Below are 22,030 nucleotides of genomic sequence, written 5' to 3' on the forward strand. Positions count from 1 at the left end.
TGCGGGGGCTCAGGCGGTGTCGAGGGCGGCGTCGGCGTGCTGGCCGGCGGCGCTCTGTTCGATGCGCCGGGCGAGCATGGTCGCCATCTTCTGCAGCCTCGGCACGTCGGAGGGGCCGGTGGTCATGACGCCGGCGACGACGGTGCCCACGCGCATGAGGATGACGTCGCCGGTGTCGCTGTCGAACGTGCCGCTGAAGGCGTGGGTCTCGTTGCCGATGGTCGCCACCGAGATCGGGGAGGCGTTCTGTCCGGCCTTCTTCGTGGTCGTCGTGAGGTAGGCGGTCGCCTGGGACGAGCCGGCGAAGGTGGTGATCATGAAGGAGGCCTTGGCGCCCGAGGCCTCGAAGTCGACGGTGCCGGAGAGCTTGCAGCCGGGGCAGTCCTCCTCGGTGCCGTCCGCGGTGTCCACCTCCTTGCGGTGGGACTTCCAGCCGGGCATGGTCGCCGGGTCCGGGAGGGTCTGCTTGACCGTGCTCTCGTCGGCGAGGACGGTCGGGAAGTCCACCCACTGCTGCGCGACGGTGCCGGCCAGCGCCCCGGTGACCGGGCTGGAGCCGCAGGCGCTCAGCGCGCCCCCCAGCAGGATCGACGCCAGGCCCAGGCCCAGCCCCCTCGCGGCGGCACCGGTGTGCACGGTCATGCGCAACTCCCCCGTTCGTGACGATCGCCGGCGCCCGCCCCGCCCGCACGGGGCGCCGGCGGCCGCACCGGCCTTCCAAGATCGACAGATGATACGTCAGAACGGCGTCCCCCCACCGGCCCCCAACCGCGGCACCACGCCCGGGGCGCCGCGGCCGGGGGTGCGGACGCCGGGCGCGGCCGCCGCGCCCGGCGCGGTCACAGCCGGGTGAGCTTGCGGCGCCCCGCCCGCCGGCGCAGCTCCGGCAGGCGCCGCTGCGCGGCCTCGGCGGCGTGCCGCTGGCGTTCGTGGAGCACCCCGTAGGCGAAGGCGTCCTGCTCGGCGCCGGCCTCCCGGCCTTCCAGGGCGATCAGCTCCTGCCGGGCCACCACGCTGTCCTGGTGGGCGCCGAGGACCTTGTGCAGGTCCTTCATCCGGCCCGCGAAGCGCGCCGCCCGCTTCGCCGAACGCCGCGGGACCTGCGACTGGGCGTGGTCGGCGGTGTAGCGGGCGCGCTTGGCGGCCTTGCGGGCGCCGTGCAGGGCCAGGTCGCGCCGCGGGCCCGGCTCCCGGCCCAGCGCCCGGTCCAGGCGCTTGAGCGTGCGGCGCTGCTCGCGCCGCAGGACCTCGCGCGCGTAGCGGCGCGCGTCCCGCCCGGCCCGGCGCCGGCGCAGCGGGGGGTCGGCGGCGAAGGCGTCGAGCCGCTCCAGCAGGGCGTAGTAGCGGGCGCCGTCGAGTTCGGCGACCACCTGGCGCCAGGCGGTGCGGTAGCCCTGGGCGTAGCGCTCGGTGAGCCGGCCGCGCAGGGCGCCCCGGCGCAGCCGGGCGGGCACCGCGTCCAGCTGGTCCACCAGCGTCTCGCCGAGCACCTCCTGGTCCCGGGCCCGGCCGAGCAGCCGCCCCAGCCGGCGCAGTTCGGCGGCCGGCGCCTCGGTGCTCCCGCGCCGGAAGAGCCGCCGGTGGGCCTTGAGCAGGCTGCGCAGCCGGCGGGCGGTGATCCGCATCTGGTGCACGGAGTCCGCGCGGCCCAGGCGCACGGCCGCGTCCAGGGCCAGCAGCGCCTCCAGCTGGGCCCGGAAGCCGTCCATGACCAGGGCGCCCGCCGATCCGGGGGCCTGGGCGGCCACCCGGGGGGCGGAGCCGGCCGCGGCCGCGCGCGTCCCGTCCAGGGCCCGGGCGAGTTTGGAGGGCCAGGGCGAGCGGGTCAGTCCCGCGTCGGTGAACACCGCCTCGACGCGGTCCAGCAGCTCCGGCGTGCCGTGGTCCAGCTCGACCTCGAACTCCGTCCACCCGCCGACCTCGGTGGTGCTCCCGCCGTCCACGCCGAGGGCCTGGGCCGCGACCCGGTCCTCGGTGACCTGCGCGAGGACCTCCTCGCGCCCGTCGCGCAGCAGCACCCGGCGACGGTGGGTGCGCAGGTGCGCCACCGGCACCAGCGCGGCGCCGCGGGTGAAGGCCGCGACCAGCCGCACCAGCTCGGCCGGGACCTCGCCGCCGCCGGGCGGCGCCGGCAGGCGGACCTCCTCGCGCTCGTCGCCGGTGCGCGGCAGCTTGAGGTGCCAGCCGGCGTCCTCGCCGCCGCCGCGCCGGCGCACGGTGATGTGCCGGCGCAGCAGGCGCAGGTCGGCGGTGTCGTAGTAGACCGCGTCCAGGTCCTGGGGCGCGGCGTCCCGCACGGCGGCAACGCCCGGCAGGCGGTCGAGCCGCGGAAGCGCGGCGCCGTCGTACTTTCGCTCCGTCTCCACATGCTGTGTGCCCATGTGCCTGCGCGTGCCCGCAACGGGCGCGGGCATGTGCGGGCCCGGCGAACGTTCGCCGGGCCCGCACACGGCCGCCGGCCGGGGGCTCAGACGGCGCCGCTGCGCACGGGGCCGGCCGGGCGCCGGCGTCTGCGGCCGGCGGCGAGCAGGAGCGTCAGCGCGATCAGGGTCGCGGCGCAGGCGAGGGTGGCCAGCCCCAGCCGGCTCTGCCAGGGCGTCAGCGTCTTGCCGAGGTCGAGGACGAAGAGCCGGTCGGAGAGCACGTAGCCGATCACGGTGGACATGCCCGTGACGGCGGCGGCGATCCACAGCCACAGCCTGTCGCGGACCACGAGGGCCACGGCCAGGACCACGCACAGGGCGGCGAGCGCGGTGAACCCGATGTCCGCGGCCCGGTTCTGGCCCCAGTAGGGGGAGACGATCGACAGGTGGAGGCCGCCGCTGGCCACCAGCGCGGCGGCGGCGAACCACCGCAGCGGCGAGCGCGCCGGACGCAGCCGGGCGACGGGCCCGCGCCCGCCCCGCGCCCCGGCCGCCGCGGCCGCCTCGTCCTCGGCGTCGGCCCCGGCGCCGCCCGGGGCCTCGGCACCCGGGCCGGGCGGCGCCGCGGGGGCGGGGGAGTGGGCGGGGCTGGCTCCGGAGCGGATGGAGTGCAGCAGCTGCGTCAGGTGGGCGACGTCGGCCACCGGGCGCAGGGCCGCGGCCTCGCACAGGGCGTCCCGGATGCCGCTGTCGGGATCGGTGCCCAACAGGGCGGTGAGGCGGGCGACGTCGTCGGCGGAGCGGGTGAGGACGGCCGCGCGCAGGATCTCCGCGGCACTGGCGGGGGCGTCCGGGCGCAGGAGCGCGAGCAGGCGCGCCAGGTCCTCGACCGGGCGGGTGGCCACCGCGCGCTGGAGGGCGGGCGCAAGACGCGAGGTCCGTTCGGAGCCGAGGTGGTGCAGGAGGTCGGCCACCTCCTCGACCGGGCGGGCCGCCGCCGCTTCCAGCATCGTCACGGCGAAGGCGTCGCCGGGCGACACGCCGGGCGCCGCCTCGGGCGCCGCGGCGACGGCCGGAGCGGGCGAGGGTGACGCACCGTCGGCGGGGCCGGGAGCGGGATCCGGTGCCGTCACGGCGGTGCGACCGGGGGAGAACGGGCGAGCCATCGGGCCTCCTGAGAGCGGACAACTGGGAGAGCGTCGGTCCCACCGCTGTGTCGAGCCCGGGACAGCTGAACTCCTCCAGCACTCCTCCAGCCTGCTCATCGGCCAGCCGAGTGCCACCGGGGCCGGGCATTCGGAGGACGGGCGGGACCCGGGGGAGTGGGCGCCGCCCGCGCGGCGGTGCGCGCCGGGCCGGCCGGGGCATGCCTCGGGGATTCGGCGGAACCGGCCGCACGGCCGCGGTCGAGGGCGGCGGCGCACCGTGTCGTGATTCCGGGTGAACGGGCCCGGCGCGTCGGCGCGATGGCGCCCGGGCCCCGGCGGCGGGCGGCTAGGACGGGGGGATGCGCCTTCCCCTTCCGACCGCACTCCTGGCGGTCCCGCTCGCCCTGCTCCCCGCCGCCGTCCCCGGCCACGCGTCCGCCGGGTGGCAGCCGGCCGCCGCCCGGGCGGCCGCCCCCCGCACCCTCCCCGCGCCCGTCCGACCCGCCCCGCCGGCCCTGCCGCTGGACGGCGCGACGCAACCCCCGGAGTACCGCTACACCGGCGCCGGCTTCGACGCCTGCTCGGCCCCGCCGGCCGAGGCCCTGTACGTCTGGCGCAGCGCCTCGCCCTACGGCGCGGTCAACATCTACACCAGCGGCAGCCAGCGCGGCTGCCAGCAGCCCCGGCTGACGCCGCAGTGGGTCTCCACGGTCCGGGCGATGGGCTGGAAGCTGGTGCCCACGCACGTCGGGCTCCAGGCGCCCTGCGCCCAGCGCGACGACAAGCCGCTGCGGATCGACCCGGCCCGGGCCGAGGAGCAGGGCGGCCAGGAGGCCGGCGAGGCCGCGCAGGCGCTGCAGGAGTTGGGGCTGGGCCCGGGCAGCCCGGTCTACCTCGACATCGAGTCCTATCCGACGGGCGACGCGGTGTGCAGCGCCGCGGTGGTCGACTTCACCGTCGGCTGGACCAGGGCGCTGTGGGCGGCCGGGTACCGCTCGGGTTTCTACTCCAGCATGAGCTCCGGCATCGCCGACATCGTCGCCGCCGCCCGGGCCGGCCGCGCCCCGATGCCCGACGCGATCTGGTACGCCCGCTGGGACGGGCGCCCCACGACCGACGGACAGGCCGGGCTGCCCGACGACCTGTGGGCCGCCCACCGCATCCACCAGTACCGCGGCAGCGCCGACGAGACGTACGGAGGGGTGACGCTCAACATCGACCGCGACCAACTGGACGGCCTGGTCGCCGCCGACGCCTGAGCCGCCCCCGCCGCGGCGGGCGCTGCCCCGCCGCCCCCGCCACCAACCGGGACGGGGGCGGCGGAGGCGGCGTCACCCGGCGTCGAGGCGCGCCAGGGTGGTGATGAGGCGGTCGGCGATGTCCGCGGGCCACGGGAAGGAGACCGTCACCGCCTTCTGGTGGGCCAGCCCGTGCAGGCCCAGCCACAGGGCGACGGTGTCCGCGAAGGGGTCGGTGCTGGTGGACCGGCCCGCGGCGACACAGGCCTCCACGAGCCCGACGAGCAGGTGCAGGGTCCCGTGGCCGAGGGCTTCCACGTCCTGCGCCGTCACGGCGGTGTCGCGCAGCGCGGGCACCCACACGCCGCCGAACATCGTCCGGTAGCGCTGCGGGTGGTCCTCGCAGAAGCGCAGGTAGGCGTGGCACACGGCGAACAGCCGCCGCCGGGGGTCCTCCCCGGCCCCCTCCAGCGCGGCGCGCAGGGCCGCCTCCAACTGGTCGAAGGCCTGCTGCACCACGGCCAGCATGACGGCCGGCTGGTCCGGGAAGTGACGGTAGATCGACGGCGCGGCGATCCCCACCCGGCGGGCGACGGAGCGCAGGGTGACGGCCGTCTCCGTGCCCGCCTCCTCGAGCAGCTCGACCGCCGCGGCCACGATGTCGTCACGCAGGCGCCCACCCTCCCCGCGGCGGTTGCGCGGGCGGGCGGGCGGCGCACTCGGTTCGTTGCTCATGCCGTGAGCTTACAAGTGAGAACTTACGGGTCCAAGCTCTTGCACGCCCCGAACTTACATGCGTAACCTTACGGACGTATCAGCCAGTGACCCGCCACGGAGTACGCCATGAGCAGCGCCGCCGCCACCCCCGCCACCGAGGTCCTCCTGCCCGGCACCGTCGACCCCGGCGGCCTGCAGGTGCGCACCCGCCACCTCCCCCCGCCCGCCACCGGCCGGGTCCTGCTCAGGATGGACGCCACCGGCGTGTCCTTCGCCGAACAGCAGATGCGCCGCGGCAAGTACTACGACCAGCCGCCCTTCCCCTTCGTCCCCGGCTACGACGTCGTCGGCACGGTGGTCGCCACCGGCCCCGGCGTCGACCCCGCCCTGACCGGACGCCGCTTCGCCGCCGTCACCAAGACCGGAGCCTGGGCCAGCCTCCTGCACCTCGACGCCGCCGACCTGGTCCCGGTGCCCGACGGCGTGACGGCCGCCGCCGCCGAGACCGTCGCCGTCAACGGCGTGACGGCCTGGCAGATGCTCCACCGCACCGCCCACGTGCCCCACGGCGCCACGATCGTGGTCCTCGGCGCCAACGGCGGCGTCGGCTCCACCCTCGTCCAACTGGCCCGCCACGCCGGGATGACCGTCATCGGCACCGCCTCCACCCGCCACCACGACACCGTCCGCCGCCTGGGCGCCACCCCCGTCGACTACCGCGACCCCGCCGTGTACCGGCGCATCCGCGACCTCGCCCCGCACGGCGTCGACGCCGTCTTCGACCACGTCGGCGGCCCCGGACTGCAGGACTCCTGGCGCCTGCTGCGCCGCGGCGGAGTACTGGTCTCCTACGGCACCGCCGCCACCAAGGACGAGGACGGGAACTCGCGGCTGCCCGTGCTGAAGCTGTTCGCACGGCTCGCCCTGTGGAACCTCCTGCCCAACGGCAGGTCCGCCCACTTCTACAACTTCTGGGCCGGGCGCCGCCGCCCCGAGGCCTTCCGCGCCCGGCTGCGCGAGGACCTCACCCAAGTCCTCGCGCTGCTGGCCGACGGCACGCTCACCGCCCAGGTCGCCGCCGAGTTCCCGCTGCGCGAGGCCGCGGCGGCGCTCGCCCTGGCCGAATCGCGCACCGTCGCGGGCAAGGTCGTCATCGTCCCCTGAACCGGACCGCCGGAGCGCCGGACCGCCGGAGCGCCGGAGCGCCGGACCGCCGGCCGGCCCCGCACCCCGGGGGCGCGAGGGCTACCGGGGATGCGGCCGCCGCACTATCGTTAGGTGGCGGAAGCTATCGAAATCCACGCACCGACCCCGGCGGCGAGCCGGCCCGGCCGGTAGGAGGCACGGTGGCGACACGGATCCCCGCAACCGGCAGCACCGGGCGCCGGCGCCCGACCCGTACCGGCATGGCGGCCGACGACCCCCGCTACAAGTGGGTGGCCCTGTCCAACACCACGCTCGGCACCCTGATCGCCACCGTCAACGCCTCGATCGTCCTGATCTCGCTGCCCGCGATCTTCAACGGCATCGGCCTGGACCCGCTGCAGCCCGGCAACGTCGGCTACCTGCTGTGGATGCTGATGGGCTACATGCTCGTCACCGCCGTCCTGGTCGTCACCCTCGGCAGACTGGGCGACATCCACGGCCGGGTGCGGATCTACAACGCCGGCTTCCTGATCTTCACCCTCACCTCGGTGGCGCTGTCCCTGGACCCGCTGCACGGCGGACCGGGCGCCCTGTGGCTGATCGGCTGGCGGGTGGTGCAGGCGGTCGGCGGCTCGATGCTGATGGCCAACTCGGCGGCGATCATCACCGACGCGTTCCCCCTGCGCCAGCGCGGCACGGCCCTCGGCGTCAACATCGTCGCGGGCATCGCCGGCTCCTTCGTCGGCCTCGTCCTCGGCGGACTGCTGGCCGAGTGGAACTGGCGCTCGATCTTCTGGGTCAACGTGCCCATCGGCGTCCTCGGCACCGTCTGGGCCTACCGCTCGCTGCGCGAGACCGGCGTGCGCAGGAGCGCCCGGATCGACTGGTGGGGCAACATCACCTTCGGCGTCGGCCTCACCGCCCTGCTCGCCGCGATCACCTACGGCATCCAGCCCTACGGCGGCCACACCATGGGCTGGACCAACCCCTGGGTACTGGCCGGACTCCTCGGCGGCGCCGCGTTGCTGGCCCTCTTCTGCCTGGTCGAAGCCAGGACCGCCGAACCGATGTTCCCGCTCTCCCTCTTCCGCGACCCGGTCTTCGCCGGCGGCAACGCGGCCACCCTGCTGGGCTCCATCGCCCGCGGCGGACTGCAGTTCATGCTGATCATCTGGCTGCAGGGCATCTGGCTGCCGCTGCACGGCTACGACTACGCCGACACCCCGCTGTGGGCCGGCATCTACCTCGTCCCGCTGACCATCGGCTTCCTCGCCGCCGGACCCATCGCCGGCTACCTCTCCGACCGCGCCGGGGCCCGGCTGTTCGCCGCCGGCGGGCTGGTGGTGATGGCCCTGTCCTTCGCCGGACTCCTCCTGCTGCCCACCGACTTCGGCTACCCCTGGTTCGCGCTCCTGGTCTTCCTCAACGGCCTCGGCGGCGGCCTGTTCGCCGCCCCCAACACCTCACTGATCATGTCCAGCGTGCCCGCCGCGGCCCGCGGCGCCGCCTCCGGCATGAGAGCCACCTTCCAGAACGCCGGCATGGTGCTGTCCATCGGCGTGTTCTTCTCCCTGATGGTGGCCGGCCTGGCCGGCTCCCTGCCGCACACCCTCACCACCGGCCTGACCGCCCAGGGCGTGCCCGCCGCCGACGCCCACGCCATCGCCGCGCTGCCCCCGGTGGGCACCCTGTTCGCCGCCTTCCTCGGCTACAACCCCGTCCGCCAACTCCTCGGCCCCCACGTCCTCGGCCAACTCCCGCCGGCCAACGCCCACACCCTCACCGGCCGGCAGTTCTTCCCGCAACTGATCTCCGGCCCCTTCCACGACGGCCTGGTCGTGGTGTTCTGGCTCGCGATCGCGATGTCCCTGGTCGCCGCGGCCGCCTCCCTCGTCCGCCACCGCACCCCGGACCCGGGCACACCCGCCGCCGCCCCGGCCGGGGCGCAAGCACCGTGACCGCCCCCGGCGGCGGCCTGCCCGCCGAAGCCGTCGTCCGCCTGCGCCTGGCGATCGGCCGCCTCCACCGCCAGATGGTCCGCGCCTGCGGCGACCAGGACCTGCCCGCCGCCCAACTCTCCGCCCTGGCCCGCACCGAACAGCACGGCCCGCTGCGCCTGGGGGAACTCGCCGCGCGCGAGGGCGTCGCCGTCCCCTCCATGGTCCGCACCCTCGCCCCGCTGCTCGCCGACGGCCTGATCGCCAAGACCCCCGACCCGCTCGACAAACGCTCCGCCCTGCTCGCCCCCACCCCGCGCGGCCTGGAGACCCTCGACCGCATCCGCCGCGAACGCTCCGCCCTGCTGGCCCGGCGCAGCGCCCGGCTCACCCCCGACCAGTGCCGCCGGCTGGAGGAGGCCCTGCCGCTGCTGGAACTGCTCCTCGACGAACCCGACCCGCCCGGCCCGGTGGACCCGGGCAGCCCGGTGGACCAGGACGGCCGGGTGGAACTGGGCGGCCCGGCGGCCCGGGGCGGCCGGGACCCCCGCCGACCGCCGTCCGACGGCGGCCATCCGCGCACACCCGGCGGCGGCGCCTGAGGCGTCCCTGAGGACCGCCGGGCCCGAACCACGCCGACGGCGTCGCCGGGCCGAACGGACCACCCCCGGGCGTGAGGCCCGCCAACCGGTCCCGAACGAGCCGCGCATCGGGGGATCCGGTGAACTGACGGTGTCTCGGCTGTGCAGGAACGCCCGCCGGGAGGCGCCCGGACACGAAGCGTCTGTTCGTCGCGTTCCGTTCAAGCTCCGCTCACCCCACCATGGGACGGTGCCCACCGCGCCTACGCGCGTAGCACTTCCCCTGCACCCCCACGTGACGGAGGACCTGACCCATGCTCAGACGAACTGACGCCATCCGCCCCCTCGCCCTGGGCGCGGTCGCCCTGACGGTGCTCGCCGGCGCGAGCGCCGTCCCCCACCGGGCCGTGGCGGCGGCCCCGGCGGCGACCGCCGCGTCCACCGCCACCACCACCCCGCACCGCGTCCTGTTCGACGCCAGCAAGGCGGAGACCGCCGGCAACGCGGACTGGATCATCAGCACCAGCCAGCCCGACCCGCTCGCCCAGAACGCCAACCCGCAGTCCGAGACCGACTGGACGGGCGCCATCTCCAGCTGGGGCGTGGCCCTGCAGAAGACCGGCCAGTACAGCCTCAAGACCCTGCCCAGCGGCTCCACCATCACCTACGGCACCGGCGCCGCGCTGGACCTCGCCAACTTCGACGAGTTCGTCCTGCCCGAGCCCAACATCCGGCTGAGCGACGCCGAGAAGACCGCGGTCATGAAGTTCGTCCAGAACGGCGGCGGGCTCTTCCTGATCTCCGACCACACCGCCAGCGACCGCAACAACGACGGCTGGGACTCCCCGGCCATCATCAACGACCTGATGAGCGCCAACTCGGTCAACAGCAACGACCCGTTCGGGTTCTCCGTCGACCTGCTCAACATCCAGACCGACAACCCGACCGCCGTCAACGACGCCACCGACCCCGTCCTGCACGGCCCCTTCGGCACCGTCACCGGCAGCATCATCCGCAACGGCACCACCTTCACCCTCAAGCCCGCCGACAACCCCGCCGCCAAGGGCCTCGTCTACCGCACCGGCTACTCCGGCACCACCGGCGCCGCCTTCGCCACCAGCACCTTCGGCAAGGGCCGGGTCGCCATCTGGGGCGACAGCTCCACCATCGACGACGGCACCGGCCAGCCGGGCAACACCCTCTACGACGGCTGGAACGACCCGGCCGGCACCGACGCCGCACTCGCCCTCAACGCCACCGCCTGGCTCGCCGCCGGCAGCACCGGCACCGGCACCGGCAGCGTCACCCTCACCAACCCCGGCGCCCGCACGGCCACCGCCGCGACCGCCACCACCCTCCAGCTCTCCGCCACCGACACCGCCGGCGGAACCCTGACCTACGCCGCGTCGGGCCTGCCCGCCGGCCTGAGCGTCAACACCGCCACCGGCCTGATCAGCGGCACCCCCACCACCGCCGGCACCTACTCCGTGACGGCCACCGCGACCGACTCCACCGGCCCGTCCTCCTCCGTCACCTTCACCTGGACCGTCCAGCCCGCCGGCAGCGGCGGCTGCACCCCGGCCCAGCTGCTCACCAACCCCGGCTTCGAGACCGGCTCGACGGCCGGCTGGACGGAGACCAACACCAGCGGCAGCAGCACCGCCAACAGCAGCTCCAGCGAGCCGCCGCACTCCGGCACCTACGACGCCTGGCTGGACGGCTACGGCAGCACCAACACCGACACCCTCGCCCAGACGGTGACCCTGCCGGCCGGCTGCACCGCCTACACCTTCAGCTTCTGGCTGCACATCGACACCGCCGCGAGCACCACCACCGCCTTCGACACGCTGACGGTCACCGCCAACGGCACCACCCTGGCGACCTACTCCAACGTCAACGCGGCCGCCGGCTACCAGCAGCACAGCTTCAACCTGTCCGGGTACGCCGGCCAGAGCGTCACCCTCAAGTTCACCGGCACCGAGGACTACACCAAGCAGACCTCCTTCGTCCTGGACGACACCGCCGTCAAGGTGTCGTGAACCGACGCCGGCCGCCCTCCCCGCACCAGGGGAGGGCGGCCGGCGCCGACCGCTCCCGCCCCGCCCGCCGCAGCGCCTGCGGCCCCGGCGCCCGGCCGCCCCGTGCCCGGCTGATTGACCCCGCGCCCCGCGGGGCACCCGCCAGGCGACCGAGCAATCCGCCACGAGGCAAGGAGCCGACGGTGAACGAGATCCCCCAGGGCGGCGCGGGCGGCGTGCCGCTGCACCACGAGGGCGACGACGCGTCCCGCGACCCCAGGGCCCCCGGCTCCGGGAACACCACGGAAGGCCAGGGAGACGCGACCACCGCCGAACCCGGCCGGGCCCGCCGGCTCGACCCCGACGAACTGGAGGACCAGGACGGCGAGGGCAAGGACGACGAGAGCGGGGACGCCTAGGGCCCGTCTTCAAACCCCCGCCTGCGGGCCGACGCTCCCCCGGCCTCCGGCCGGGAGGTGCCCCCAGGGCACGCGCCTCGCCGCGTTGTCGTCGGTCGCCGATGGCCCCCAGCCTCCGGCCGGGAGGTGCCCCCACCGCATGGACTCTCCCCCAGCCTCCGGCCGGGAGGTGCCCCCACCCCAGCCTCCGGCCGGGAGGTGCCCCCACCCCAGCCTCCGGCCGGGAGGTGCCCCCACCCCAGCCTTCGGCCGGGAGGTGCCCCCATCCTCCGCCTTGCGATGCACGCACCCCAACGCCGCCCCGCCCGCCCTTCGGGCGGACGACGGGGTTTGAAGACGGGCCCCAGCACTCAGGGCGTGCGGGTCACGGTGGAGCCCGCCAGGTGCTCCGCCAGACCCGTCCAGCCCTGCTCGCGGAACCAGCGGCGCTGGCGGTCCGCGCCGTTGCCCTCGCGCTCGAACCCCCACCACAGCCCGGCCACCCGCCCGGTGTCCCCGGCCGCCTCCAGGCCGGGCGCGGCGTAGGCGCGCAGCTCCTCGACCACGGCCGCGGCCGGGCGGGCGGTGCCGTCGGCGGGGGAGACCAGCTGCCCGTGCACCCCGGTGCGGGCGGCGTGCCAGGTCGCGGCCCGCAGCAGCTCCTCGGGGGTGTCCGGGCGCGGGAGCCCCTGCCGTTCCTCCAGGACGGCGGTGGTCACCAGGGCCCGGACCAGGCCGGCGAACAGCTCCGCGTCGGCGACCGTCAGCTGGACGTCCGCCGCCCGCACCTCCACGGTCGGATAGCGCTCGGACAGCCGGGCGTGCCAGTACAGCTGCCCCGCGTCGGCGATCGCCCCGGCGGCCCGCAGCGCCGCCACCCGCCGCCGGTAGTCCGCGGCGTCGCGGAAGGCGGGCGGCGGCCCGCTGACCGCCCACTGGTCGAAGTGCACCGTGCGCCAGCTGGCGAAACGGGTGTCACCCCCGCGCCAGTACGGCGAATTGGCGCTCAGCGCGATCAGCACCGGCAGCCAGGGCCGCAACCGCACCAGGGCGCCCACGCGCTCCTCCTCGTCGTGGACGCCGACGTGGACGTGCATGCCGTTGAGCATCAGGTCGTCGACCAGCGCCGGCGCCTGCCGGCGGGCCCGCCGGTAGCGCTCGTGGTCGGTGACCGGCACCGGCCCGGGCGGCCCGAACGGGGCCGAACCGACCGGCACCACCCGGCAGCCGTGCTGGGCCGCGGCCGCGCTCAGCCCGGCGCGCACCCGGGTCAGGTGCCGGCCCACCTCCGCCAGGTCCTCGCAGACCGGGGTCGCGCTCTCCACCTGGACCTGCAGCAGCTCGTGCTGCGCCTCGGCGGGGCGCAGCGCCGGCGCCAGCGAGGCGGTGGCCAGGACCTCGGCGGCCCGGGGCAGCGGCGTGCCGTCGCGGGGGTCGACCAGCAAGTACTCTTCCTCGACTCCGAGTGTCAGCATGCCGCTCCGCTACCCCGGGGCGGCCTTCGTACACGGCCGGCGGCCCCGGTCCCCGGACCGGCCCTCGGACACCGAGGGGCCCGCATGGCCTGCGGGGGGCCCGCGTGGCGGCCCGGGGCGGGGCCGGTCAGGGCAGCAGCAGGCCGGCGAGCTCGTCGAGCAGTTCGGTGACGCGGCGCGCCCGGTCGGGGTCCGCGACGGCCTTCGCGATGACCGGCTCGGCGGGCCGGGCGGCGCGGGCGAGGACGGCCTCGCGGGCCCGCTCGGAGGCGGTGAGCAGGGTGCGCCGCCCGTCGGCCGGGTCGGCGGCGGCGTCGAGCAGGCCCCGCTCGCGCAGCCGGGCCACGCACGTGGAGACGTGGCTCTGGGCGAAGCCGGTCCGGGCCCGGATCTCCTGGACGGTGGTCGCGGGGTGGCGGAACACGTCGGAGATCACGGCGACCTCCCCGGCGGGGAGCGCGGAGGCCGGATCGCCGACCAACTCGCGGCCGAGGTCGGTCAGCCGCCTGCCGAGTCTGAGGAGTCGCACGCCGTCCATGCCCGGCAGAATACATCTTCACCGATGTATCGCTGGCGATGTACATTGCGGGCATGACGACCCCTCAGCCGCTCAGCCCGGTCTCCCGCACCGCCCTGTCCGTCGCCCGGGTGCGGGCCCGCGAGAGCTCCCGCCCCGACCCGCTGTTCACCGACCCGTACGCCGCCGCGTTCCTCGAGGCCGCGGGCACCCCGCCGGCCCCCGGGTCGGGCAGCGCCCTGGCCAAGGCCCTGGTCGCGAACAGCATCCTGCGCACCCGCTTCTACGACGACCGCCTCCTGGCCGCCGGCGCGGACCAGGTCGTGCTGCTCGCGGCCGGCCTGGACACCCGCGCCCACCGGCTGGACTGGCCCGCCGGCACCCGGGTGTTCGAACTCGACCTGGAGCCCGTCCTGGCCTTCAAGGACCAGGTCCTCGACGAGCTCGGCGCCGTGCCCCGCAGCGAGCGCACCTCCCTGCCCGCCGACCTGCTGGACCCGCACTGGCCCGCCCGGCTGGTCGCCGCCGGTTTCGACCCCGCGCGCCCCTGCGCCTGGCTCGCCGAAGGGCTGCTGCCCTACCTCACCGCCGAGCAGGCGGCCGGCCTGCTCACCGCCGTCACCGCGCTGGCCGCCCCCGGCAGCCGCCTGCTGCTCGAACGCGGCCGGGACATCACCGCCACCCCGCCCGACCCGGCCCTCGCCCACATCACCGGCCTGTGGCGCGGCGGCCTGGGCCCCGACACCCACACCTGGCTCGAACGGCACGGCTGGACCACCACCCTCACCTCCCTGCAGCGCGTCGCGGACACCTACGGCCGCCCCCTGCCGGGCCCCTCCACCGCCGGCTTCATCGAGGCCCTGCGCCACCCGGCGCCCTGACCCGGCCCGAGCGTCGCACCCGGGCCGCGCGTCGCACCCCGCCCTCGCGTCGCACCCCGCCCTCGCGTCGCACCCGGGCCGCGCGTCGCACCCGGGCCGCGCGTCGCACCCGGGCCGCGCGTCGCACCCCGCCCACCCGCCGCACCCGGGCCGGCCCGGGGGTCACGGCCCGCCGGCCGCCTCGCCGACGACCGCCCGGCGCAGCAGGTAGACGCCGGAGGCGGCGGCGAGCAGGGCCATGCAGGCGGTGAAGACCAGGCCGGCGTGGGCCAGGCCGAGCGGCCCGGTCAGCAGGCCCACCCCGATGACGGGGATCGAGATGCCGAAGTAGGCGACCACGAAGAGCGCCGACAGGGCCCCGCCCCGGTGCTCGGCGGGACTGGCCCCGGCGACCTCGCCCACCGCCCCGCGCAGCCCCATGCCCTGGCCGGCGCCGCCGACCAGCGCGGCGAGCACCAGCAGCGCCAGCACGGCCCACGCGAGCGAACCCGCCAGCAGCGCCAACCCGGCGATCAGCACGCAACAGCCCAGCGGCACCGCCCGCGCCGTCCCCAGCCGCGGCACGAGGAGCTGGCCCAGGGTGGAGGCGAGGAAGGCCGCGAAGACGACCAGGCCGACCACCGCACGGTCGTGGACGCCCAGACCCTCCGCCAGGAAGGCCGGCCCCACCGAGGTGAACAGCCCCAGCAGGGAGAACCCGGCGAACGCGGCGACCCCGGCCGGCACGAACACCCCGCGCACCTGCGGCGGCAGCTCGGGCAGGTGCGGCCGGGCGGTGCGCAGCGGGCGGGCTTCCTCCACGGTCTCCGGCAGCACCAGGAGCAGGGCGAAGGACACCGCGAGCAGCCCCAGGTGCACCACGAACGGCAGCACCAGCGGATGCGGCGCGTACTCGGACAGCAGCCCCGACAGCAGCGGCCCGCAGCCGAGCCCGCCCATGTTCGCGGCGGTCGCCACGAACCCCGCCCGCCCCCGGCGCCGCGACGGGGCCAGTTCCAGCACGTACGCGGTCGCGGTGCCGGTGAACAGGCCCGCCGACAGACCGGACAGCAACCGGCCCAGGCACAGCAGCGGCACGCTGTCCGCGCCCAGGAAGACCACCGCGCTGCCGGCCGCGCAGACCAGCCCGCCCAGCAGGACGGGACGGCGCCCCACCGTGTCGGAGACGTCGCCGACCAGCAGCAGCACCGCGATGACACCGAAGGCGTAGACGGCGAACACGACCGTCACCGTCAGCTCGGAGAAGCCGATCCGCTCCCGGTACAACCCGTACAGCGGCGTGGGCAGGGTGGTCCCGGCCATGCAGACGGCGAAGGCGAACGCGGCCAGGAGATAGCCCGTCCGGGCGACAGCGGTCCCGGCTTCCCGATGATCGGTCACCAGCCCACGATAGGCACCCACTCCGGCCCGGCCCACGGCTCACCGGCGTGCACTGCGCCGACCGGCCGTACCCCCGCCCGACCCCGGCCGGCCGGCGCGGCGGCGCGGGATTGGCCCTGCCCACCCGGGTACACGCGCCGACGCGCCCTGCCGCCCGGCCGACGGGACCGGCGCGCACCGGGGCGCGGAAGGAGAGACCGCGACCATGAACGAGGAGACCGGTCACGTCACCGGCACCAAGGACAAGGACTACAACCTGCTCTGGTACGTCGAGGCGTGCCTGAACAACGCGCTGCGCCTGGAGACCTACGTCCAGGACGCCGAGCGGGACGGCGACCAGGAGGTGGCGGAACTGTTCCGCAAGGCGCAGGCCGACAGCCGCAAGGGCGCCGAGATGGGCAAGCGGCTGCTCGCCGCGCGCCTGTCCGGCAACGGCAACGGCAGCGGCGGCGGGGCCGGCGCGGGTACCCCGGTGCGCGCCGCCGGGGACGCCCTCACCGGCACCGGCACCGGTGAGGGCACCGCCACCGTCCCCGGCGCAGGCACCCCCGCCGGCGGCAGCCCGGCACCGGCCGGCGATCCGGGCGCGCTGCCGCAGGACCCGATGGCCCCGTAGCGCGCGCCGCTCACCGGCCCGCGGCCCCGGCCGCCCGTCCGGTCGCCCCGGGCGGTCGCCGGGGCGCCTCCCGGTCCCGCCCCCCGGCCGCGCCGGGGCCGCGGGCCGGCCTGTTCCGAGGGACGGCCGGTGCGGTGAGCATGAGACCCGGGGACGGGGGCAGACGGTGGGACGTCTGATCGGGCAAGGAAGCAGAGAGGGGACACGACTGTGACGTTCTTGTGGGCCGTGATCGCGGGCCTGGTGGTGGGCCTGCTGGCGAAGCTCGTACTGCCGGGACGCCAGCCCGTGCCGTTGTGGCTGACCGTGCTCATCGGCCTGGTGGGGGCCCTCCTCGGCAACGCCGCGGCCTCCTTCCTGGGCGTGCGGCACACCGACGGCATCGACTGGATACGGCACGCGCTGCAGGTCGGTGTGGCAGCGGTCCTGATCGCCTTCGTGACGCCCGTCTACGTCGGGCGACGGCGCTGAGACGACACCGCAGGGAGCAGCGCCCGCCCGGGTGTCGGCGGGTGCGCTCCGCGGGCCGTCCGACGGTTGCAGCCGTCGGACGGCCCGTCAGTGTGTCCGGCCGGTCCGACCGAGCCGGTCTGCCCGGGCCGTAGGTGAGGGCCCCGCCCGCGGTCGGCGGCCGGCGGTGACCGGTGGAGTGCGGCGCCGGTCAGGGGACGGCCTGGGTGAAGCTGCCGCCGAGGTAGCGCAACTCCGGGTCGTCGGCGGCCGGTTCACCGTGCTCGGCGATCACCTTGGCGGCGAAGGCCTCCGCGTCGTCCACCGGCCGGTAGCCCAGCGCGCGGGCCGAGGCGAGGTCCCACCAGGCCCGGGTGTTGGCGGAGATGCCGTAGACGACGGTGTGCCCGCTCACCGGCCCGCTGAGCGCGGCGTGCACCAGGCGGGCGCAGTCGCCCGGGCTGAGCCAGGTGGCGAGCATCCGGACGCTGCGGGGCTCGTCGGCGAAGGAGCCGATCCGCAGCGAGACCGTCTCCATCCCGTGCCGGTCGGCGTACAGCGAGGCGAGGTTCTCCCCGAAGCACTTGGAGAGCCCGTAGTAGGTGTCGGGCCGCTGCGGGGTGTCGACCGGCACGGTGCCGCCGTCGGCGGGCCGTTCGGTGAAACCCACCGCGTGGTTGCTGCTGGCGTAGACGATCCGCCGCACGCCCGCCGCCCGAGCGGCGTCGTAGAGCCGGTAGGTGCCGTCGATGTTGGCGGCCAGGATGTCGGCGAACGGCGCCTCGCCCGGGATCCCGGCCAGGTGCACCACCGCGTCGACGCCGTCCACCGCCGCCGCCAGCGCCTCGGCGTCCCGCAGGTCGGCGGTGATCGCGTCCGGTTCGCCGGGCACCGGCAGGCGGTCGAAGCAGCGCAGCCGGTAGCCGTAGGCCGGCAGAAGCTCCCGCAGGCAACTGCCGATGCGGCCGGCGGCCCCGGTGAGCAGGACCCGACGGGGTCGGTCCACCATCTGTCGCGCCTCCCTGGTTCCTCGCGGGCCCGTCGAACCGACGGGCCCGGGCCCGTCGGCGTGCGAGCGCACCTGGCGGTACCCCGGCTGACGCTACCCCGGGGGCCGCTCCTGTGACGGGTGGTCCGCCGCAGGCATGGACCGGCGAAGCGGGGGTAGACGGCCGTTGCGGGTGGCTCGGCGGCGCGTGGGTTACCCCCCGGACTCCACGCGCCGCCGCCACCCCGACCCGCACGGCCCGGCCGCCGCCCGCCGGCCGGGCCCGCCGCGCCCGGGGTGCGGACCTCCGCTGCAGCCGTGGACGACCGCCCTCCCGCCGGCCGGTGCCGCTCCCTCACCCGCCCGCGGACGGCCGCTCCAGCGCGGGCAGGACCTTGTCCAGCGTGATCGGCAGGTCCCGCACCCGCACACCGCAGGCGTGCCACACCGCGTTCGACACCGCGGCGGCCGTGCCGACGATGCCGATCTCCCCGATGCCCTTGGACCCCATGGCGTTGACGTGCGGGTCGTGCTCGGGCAGCCAGTGCGCCTCGATCCCCTCGACGTCCGCGTTGGCCGTGATGTGGTAGTCGGCGAGGTCGTGGTTGACGACGTGGCCGGTGCGGGGGTCGAGGACGCTGCTCTCGTGCAGCGCCATGGACAGCCCCATCGTCATCCCGCCGACGAACTGCGAGCGCGCCGTGCGCGGGTTGATGATCCGGCCCGCGGCGAACACGCCCAGCAGGCGCCGCACCCGCACCTCGCCGGTGTCCGCGTGGACGTGCGCCTCGGCGAACTGCGCCCCGAAGGCGTGCATCGCGAAGCGCTCGTCGGCCGGCCCGACGTCGCCGGACGCCTCGGCCCCCTCCGGCGGCTCGTCGCCGTAGCGGGCGCGGAAGGCGCGCGCCGCCTCGACCACGGCCGAGCCCCACGTCGTCATGCCCGAGGAGCCCCCGGCCACCGACGCCACCGGGTAGTCGGTGTCGCCGATGCGCACCGCCACCCGCGCCACCGGCACGCCGAGCGCGTCCGCGGTGATCTGCGCCAGCGTGGTCCAGGTGCCGGTGCCCAGATCGGCGGCGCCGATCTCGGCGACGTAGCGCTCCCCCTCCCGCCGGATCGTCGCCGTCGACTTCGACATGCGGCTGACCGGGTAGGTGGAGGCCGCGACGCCCGTTCCCACCAGCCAGTCGCCGCGCCGGCGCACCCCCGGCCGCGGGTCGCGCTGCGCCCAGCCGAACCGCGCCGCGCCCTCGCGCAGGCAGCCCACCAGGTTGCGGCTGGAGAAGGGTTTGCCCGAGCCGGGCTCGACGTCCGGCTCGTTGCGGATCCGCAGCTCGACCGGGTCCAGGCCCAGGCGCTCGGCCAGCTCGTCCATCGCCACCTCGGGGCCGAACATGCCGGGGCACTCCCCGGGGGCGCGCATCCAGGACGGCACCGGCACGTCCAGGGCGGCGAGGCGGTGCGTGGTCCGCCGGTTCGGCGAGGCGTACATCATCCGGGTCGGCACCCCGGTCTGCTCCGCGAACTCCTGGATGCGCGACGTCAGTTCGACGACGTCGATGGCGACGGCGGTGAGCGTGCCGTCCCGGTCGGCACCCAGGCGGCAGCGCTGGACGGTCGGCGTGCGGTAGCCGGCCAGGCAGAACATCTGCTGCCGGGTCAGGGCCAGCCGCACCGGCCGGCCGGGCACCGCGCGGGCGGCCAGCGCGGCGAGCACCACGTTGACGTGCGGCTGCCCCTTGGACCCGAACCCGCCACCGACGTACGGGCACACGACCCGCACCCGCGCCTCCTCGAGCCCGAACACCGCCGCCAGCGCGGAGCGCGTCGAATGGACGCCCTGGGTGGAGTCCCACAGGGTCAGGAAGCCGTCACCGGCCGGCTCCCACAGCGCCACCGTGGCGTGCGGCTCCATCGGGTTGTTGTGGTACATCGCGGTGCGGTACGTCTCCTCGACGCTCACCGCCGCGGCCGCCATCGCGGCGTCGACGTCGCCCTCGGCGGTGTCGGTGGGGAAGTCCGGGTTCACCTTCTCGGGCGCGTACAGGTCCTCGCGGTCGGCCCGCAGCTCGACGTCGTGCTCCTCCTGCGCGTAGCCGACCCGCACCAGGGCGGCCGCGTGCCGCGCCACCTCGGGAGCGTCGGCCACGACCACGGCGACGACCTGGCCCCGGAAGGCCACCCGGTCGTCCTGCAGGACCGCCAACTCCCGGTTCCCGGTGGAGGCCAGGCGCTCCGCGGTGGCGTGGGTGAGCACCGCCACCACGCCCTCCAGCGCCTCTGCGGCGCCGGTGTCCAGCTCTGTGACGCGGCCGCGGGCGACGGTGGCCTGGACGGGGTGCAGGTAGGCGGCGCCGGCCAACGCGGTCTCGTACGCGTAGGTGGCGGTGCCCAGCACCTTGACCGGCCCGTCCCGGCGGGGCAGGTCGAGGCCGACGGCCTCCGGTTCGCGCGGCAACGTCATCGGGCGTCCTCTCCGGACAGGCCGCGCAGGACGGCGGCAAGGGTGCGGCGCAGCAGCGGGATCTTGAACGCGTTGCCGCCGTCCAGCCCCTCGGCCGGCCGGGCGTCGGCGAGTTCGGCGTCCGCGGCGGCCCGGTAGCTCGCCTCCGACGCCGGGGCGCCCCGCAGCGCCTCCTCGGCCCGGTACGCGCGCCAGGGCGCGTGCGCGACACCACCGAACGCGACCCGCGCGTCCGTGATCACACCGTCCTCGACCTCCACCGCCGCGGCCACGCTGACCAGGGCGAACGCGTAGGAGGCGCGGTCGCGCACCTTGCGGTAGGCCGAGCGGCGCGCGAGCGGCAGCGCCGGCAGGTCGATCGCGGTGACCAGCTCGCCGTGCCCGAGCACCGTGTCGCGCTCGGGAGCATCGCCGGGCAGCCGGTGCAGGTCGACGAAGGGCACCACGCGCTCGCCGTCCGGCCCGAGCACCCGCACCTGCGCCTCGAGCGCGGCCATCGCCACGGCCATGTCGGACGGGTGCACGGCGATGCAGTGCTCGGAGGCGCCGAGGATCGCGTGGTGGCGCGTCCACCCCCCGACCGCCGAACAGCCCGAGCCCGGCCGCCGCTTGTTGCACGGCGTCGTGACGTCCTGGAAGTAGACGCAGCGGGTGCGCTGCAGCGGATTGCCGCCGACGGTGGCCATGTTGCGCAACTGCCCCGACGCACCCGACAACAGCGCCTGCGACAGCACCGGGAACCACTCGCGCACCCGCGGGTGCGCGGCGAGCTCGCTGTTGCTGACACCCGCGCCGATCCGCAGGGCGCCCCCGCCGAGCTCCTCCACCTCACCGGGCAGGAGGGCGGCGACGCCGACGACCAGGTCCGGTTCGACGACCCCCAGCTTGAGGTGGTCCACCAGGTTCGTGCCCCCGGCCAGGAACACCGCACCCGGGTTCCCGGCGACGCTGCGCACGGCCTCCGCGGCGTCGGCGGGGCTGCGGTAGTCGAACGGCTTCACCGGGCCGCCCCCGCGCTCGCCGCTCCGGCCGGCTCCGTGCCGGGGGTCGCCGTTCCGGCCGGCTCCGTGCCGGCCGTACTCGTGCCGGTGGGCCCCGTGCCGGCGGCCTGCTGCACGGCGGTCACGATGTTGACGTAGGCCCCGCAGCGGCACAGGTTGCCGCTCATCCGCTCGGCCACCTCGGCGCGGTCCAGCCGCGGCGCCCCCGGACCCTCGGTGACGGCGCTCGGCCAGCCCCTCGCGAACTCCTCCAGCGCCCCGACCGCGGAGACCACCTGCCCCGGGGTGCAGTAGCCGCACTGGAGCGCGTCGCAGTCGATGAAAGCCCGCTGCACCGGATGCAGGGCGCCGTCGGCGTGCCGCTCCTCGGCGGTCCGTGCATCGGTGGCGGTCCGTGCGTCGGCGTCGTCCTGCCCGTCGGCGGTGGCCGCCCGGGCGGCGAGGCCCTCGGCGGTGACGACCTCGGCGCCGTCCTGGGTGACCGCGAGCACGAGGCAGCTCAGCACCCGCCGCCCGCCGGACAGCACCGTGCACGCGCCGCACTGCCCGTGATCGCAGCCCTTCTTGGGACTCGTCACCCCGAGCCGTTCCCGCAGGGCGTCCAGCAGCGTCGTGCGCGTGTCGACGGTCAGCCGGCGCGGGACCCCGTCGACCTGCACGGTGATGTCTGAGTTCATCGCACGAGATTTCCCGGCCCCGCCCGCGCCCA

Annotated in this window: 19 protein-coding genes and 1 pseudogene; 9 read left to right on the forward strand and 11 right to left on the reverse strand. The window is 76.1% G+C overall.

The features are described 5' to 3' along the window. Positions 1-9: 9 nt before the first annotated feature. The 3 genes from ACGF07_RS04695 to ACGF07_RS04705 all read right to left on the reverse strand — a co-directional run bounded on the left by ACGF07_RS04695 (position 10) and on the right by ACGF07_RS04705 (position 3,529). Positions 10-642 carry a hypothetical protein gene (locus ACGF07_RS04695; RefSeq protein ID WP_392895427.1) on the reverse strand — a complete coding sequence of 211 codons (633 nt, stop codon included), beginning with the start codon at positions 640-642 and terminating at the stop codon, positions 10-12. A gap of 197 nt (positions 643-839) precedes the next feature. Next, positions 840-2,381, reverse strand: a complete 1,542-nt coding sequence (locus tag ACGF07_RS04700) for a CHAD domain-containing protein (protein ID WP_392895429.1) — start codon at positions 2,379-2,381, stop codon at positions 840-842. Positions 2,382-2,467: 86 nt separating this feature from the next. Beyond that, entirely contained in the window at positions 2,468-3,529 is a 1,062-nt protein-coding gene (locus ACGF07_RS04705) for a hypothetical protein (RefSeq protein ID WP_392895431.1), read from the reverse strand. A 341-nt stretch (positions 3,530-3,870) separates the two neighbouring features. Between ACGF07_RS04705 and ACGF07_RS04710 the strand changes: the two genes are divergently transcribed. Beyond that, positions 3,871-4,770, forward strand: a complete 900-nt coding sequence (locus ACGF07_RS04710; RefSeq protein WP_392895433.1) for a DUF1906 domain-containing protein — start codon at positions 3,871-3,873, stop codon at positions 4,768-4,770. Positions 4,771-4,842: 72 nt separating this feature from the next. On the opposite strand, the gene ACGF07_RS04715 is transcribed toward ACGF07_RS04710, so the two are convergent. Further along, positions 4,843-5,484: a TetR/AcrR family transcriptional regulator gene (locus ACGF07_RS04715; protein WP_392895435.1), complete on the reverse strand. Its 642-nt coding sequence runs from the start codon at positions 5,482-5,484 to the stop codon at positions 4,843-4,845. Positions 5,485-5,592: 108 nt separating this feature from the next. Here ACGF07_RS04715 and ACGF07_RS04720 point away from each other — a divergent pair, with 108 nt between their 5' ends. The 5 genes from ACGF07_RS04720 (at position 5,593) to ACGF07_RS04740 (ending at position 11,567) form a co-directional block, all read left to right on the forward strand. Beyond that, positions 5,593-6,630, forward strand: a complete 1,038-nt coding sequence (locus ACGF07_RS04720; RefSeq protein ID WP_392895437.1) for a medium chain dehydrogenase/reductase family protein — start codon at positions 5,593-5,595, stop codon at positions 6,628-6,630. 242 nt (positions 6,631-6,872) lie between these two features. Further along, on the forward strand, positions 6,873-8,570 hold the full coding sequence (locus ACGF07_RS04725) for an MFS transporter (protein ID WP_392895539.1): 1,698 nt from the start codon (positions 6,873-6,875) through the stop codon (positions 8,568-8,570). Beyond that, positions 8,567-9,151 carry a MarR family winged helix-turn-helix transcriptional regulator gene (locus tag ACGF07_RS04730; protein WP_392895438.1) on the forward strand — a complete coding sequence of 195 codons (585 nt, stop codon included), beginning with the start codon at positions 8,567-8,569 and terminating at the stop codon, positions 9,149-9,151. The genes ACGF07_RS04725 and ACGF07_RS04730 overlap by 4 nt, the downstream gene beginning before the upstream one ends. Before the next feature lie 293 nt (positions 9,152-9,444). After that, the gene (locus ACGF07_RS04735; RefSeq protein WP_392895440.1) at positions 9,445-11,169 is read left to right on the forward strand and encodes a putative Ig domain-containing protein; all 1,725 of its coding nucleotides are present in this window, start codon (positions 9,445-9,447) and stop codon (positions 11,167-11,169) included. A 182-nt stretch (positions 11,170-11,351) separates the two neighbouring features. Then, complete coding sequence (locus ACGF07_RS04740; protein ID WP_392895442.1) at positions 11,352-11,567, forward strand: hypothetical protein; 216 nt, start codon at positions 11,352-11,354, stop codon at positions 11,565-11,567. Positions 11,568-11,917: 350 nt separating this feature from the next. Here the strand turns inward: ACGF07_RS04740 and ACGF07_RS04745 are convergent, their stop codons facing one another. Both ACGF07_RS04745 and ACGF07_RS04750 read right to left on the reverse strand, forming a co-directional pair. Beyond that, a complete protein-coding gene (locus ACGF07_RS04745) occupies positions 11,918-13,021 on the reverse strand; it encodes a glutamate--cysteine ligase (protein WP_392895444.1) in 1,104 nt (367 codons plus the stop codon). A 127-nt stretch (positions 13,022-13,148) separates the two neighbouring features. Further along, on the reverse strand, positions 13,149-13,559 hold the full coding sequence (locus ACGF07_RS04750) for a MarR family transcriptional regulator (protein WP_392895446.1): 411 nt from the start codon (positions 13,557-13,559) through the stop codon (positions 13,149-13,151). 53 nt (positions 13,560-13,612) lie between these two features. Here ACGF07_RS04750 and ACGF07_RS04755 point away from each other — a divergent pair, with 53 nt between their 5' ends. Continuing rightward, positions 13,613-14,419: an SAM-dependent methyltransferase gene (locus tag ACGF07_RS04755; protein WP_350738094.1), complete on the forward strand. Its 807-nt coding sequence runs from the start codon at positions 13,613-13,615 to the stop codon at positions 14,417-14,419. Between the two features lie 162 nt (positions 14,420-14,581). Here ACGF07_RS04755 and ACGF07_RS04760 read toward each other — a convergent pair whose 3' ends face one another. Beyond that, positions 14,582-15,721, reverse strand: coding sequence for an MFS transporter (locus ACGF07_RS04760; RefSeq protein WP_392895540.1), 1,140 nt, complete (start codon positions 15,719-15,721; stop codon positions 14,582-14,584). 283 nt (positions 15,722-16,004) lie between these two features. Here ACGF07_RS04760 and ACGF07_RS04765 point away from each other — a divergent pair. Both ACGF07_RS04765 and ACGF07_RS04770 read left to right on the forward strand, forming a co-directional pair. Next, positions 16,005-16,229: pseudogene (locus tag ACGF07_RS04765) on the forward strand (hypothetical protein); the annotation flags it as partial. A 396-nt stretch (positions 16,230-16,625) separates the two neighbouring features. After that, entirely contained in the window at positions 16,626-16,886 is a 261-nt protein-coding gene (locus tag ACGF07_RS04770; RefSeq protein ID WP_350738091.1) for a GlsB/YeaQ/YmgE family stress response membrane protein, read from the forward strand. A 190-nt stretch (positions 16,887-17,076) separates the two neighbouring features. Here ACGF07_RS04770 and ACGF07_RS04775 read toward each other — a convergent pair whose 3' ends face one another. The 4 genes from ACGF07_RS04775 to ACGF07_RS04790 form a co-directional block, all read right to left on the reverse strand. Further along, positions 17,077-17,871: an NAD-dependent epimerase/dehydratase family protein gene (locus ACGF07_RS04775; RefSeq protein WP_392895542.1), complete on the reverse strand. Its 795-nt coding sequence runs from the start codon at positions 17,869-17,871 to the stop codon at positions 17,077-17,079. 337 nt (positions 17,872-18,208) lie between these two features. Further along, a complete protein-coding gene (locus ACGF07_RS04780) occupies positions 18,209-20,320 on the reverse strand; it encodes a xanthine dehydrogenase family protein molybdopterin-binding subunit (RefSeq protein WP_392895448.1) in 2,112 nt (703 codons plus the stop codon). Further along, positions 20,317-21,321 carry an FAD binding domain-containing protein gene (locus tag ACGF07_RS04785; protein ID WP_392895450.1) on the reverse strand — a complete coding sequence of 335 codons (1,005 nt, stop codon included), beginning with the start codon at positions 21,319-21,321 and terminating at the stop codon, positions 20,317-20,319. Before ACGF07_RS04785 ends, ACGF07_RS04780 begins: the two co-directional genes overlap by 4 nt. Continuing rightward, positions 21,318-21,998, reverse strand: coding sequence for a (2Fe-2S)-binding protein (locus ACGF07_RS04790; protein ID WP_392895452.1), 681 nt, complete (start codon positions 21,996-21,998; stop codon positions 21,318-21,320). The genes ACGF07_RS04785 and ACGF07_RS04790 overlap by 4 nt, the downstream gene beginning before the upstream one ends. Positions 21,999-22,030 lie beyond the last annotated feature (32 nt).

Origin of the sequence: Kitasatospora sp. NPDC048194 (assembly GCF_043202455.1) — a bacterium.
Taxonomy (GTDB): Bacteria; Actinomycetota; Actinomycetes; order Streptomycetales; family Streptomycetaceae; genus Kitasatospora.

Excerpts from the sequence above, each read along its gene's own strand:
- ACGF07_RS04700 (WP_392895429.1), bottom strand. The coding sequence starts at position 2,381 with ATGGGCACACAGCATGTGGAGACGGAGCGAAAGTACGACGGCGCCGCG.
- ACGF07_RS04790 (WP_392895452.1), bottom strand. The coding sequence starts at position 21,998 with ATGAACTCAGACATCACCGTGCAGGTCGACGGGGTCCCGCGCCGGCTG.
- ACGF07_RS04695 (WP_392895427.1), bottom strand. The coding sequence starts at position 642 with ATGACCGTGCACACCGGTGCCGCCGCGAGGGGGCTGGGCCTGGGCCTG.
- ACGF07_RS04725 (WP_392895539.1), top strand. The coding sequence starts at position 6,873 with ATGGCGGCCGACGACCCCCGCTACAAGTGGGTGGCCCTGTCCAACACC.
- ACGF07_RS04735 (WP_392895440.1), top strand. The coding sequence starts at position 9,445 with ATGCTCAGACGAACTGACGCCATCCGCCCCCTCGCCCTGGGCGCGGTC.
- ACGF07_RS04760 (WP_392895540.1), bottom strand. The coding sequence starts at position 15,721 with ATGGCCGGGACCACCCTGCCCACGCCGCTGTACGGGTTGTACCGGGAG.
- ACGF07_RS04750 (WP_392895446.1), bottom strand. The coding sequence starts at position 13,559 with ATGGACGGCGTGCGACTCCTCAGACTCGGCAGGCGGCTGACCGACCTC.
- ACGF07_RS04745 (WP_392895444.1), bottom strand. The coding sequence starts at position 13,021 with ATGCTGACACTCGGAGTCGAGGAAGAGTACTTGCTGGTCGACCCCCGC.
- ACGF07_RS04780 (WP_392895448.1), bottom strand. The coding sequence starts at position 20,320 with ATGACGTTGCCGCGCGAACCGGAGGCCGTCGGCCTCGACCTGCCCCGC.
- ACGF07_RS04755 (WP_350738094.1), top strand. The coding sequence starts at position 13,613 with ATGACGACCCCTCAGCCGCTCAGCCCGGTCTCCCGCACCGCCCTGTCC.
- ACGF07_RS04720 (WP_392895437.1), top strand. The coding sequence starts at position 5,593 with ATGAGCAGCGCCGCCGCCACCCCCGCCACCGAGGTCCTCCTGCCCGGC.
- ACGF07_RS04705 (WP_392895431.1), bottom strand. The coding sequence starts at position 3,529 with ATGGCTCGCCCGTTCTCCCCCGGTCGCACCGCCGTGACGGCACCGGAT.
- ACGF07_RS04710 (WP_392895433.1), top strand. The coding sequence starts at position 3,871 with ATGCGCCTTCCCCTTCCGACCGCACTCCTGGCGGTCCCGCTCGCCCTG.
- ACGF07_RS04715 (WP_392895435.1), bottom strand. The coding sequence starts at position 5,484 with ATGAGCAACGAACCGAGTGCGCCGCCCGCCCGCCCGCGCAACCGCCGC.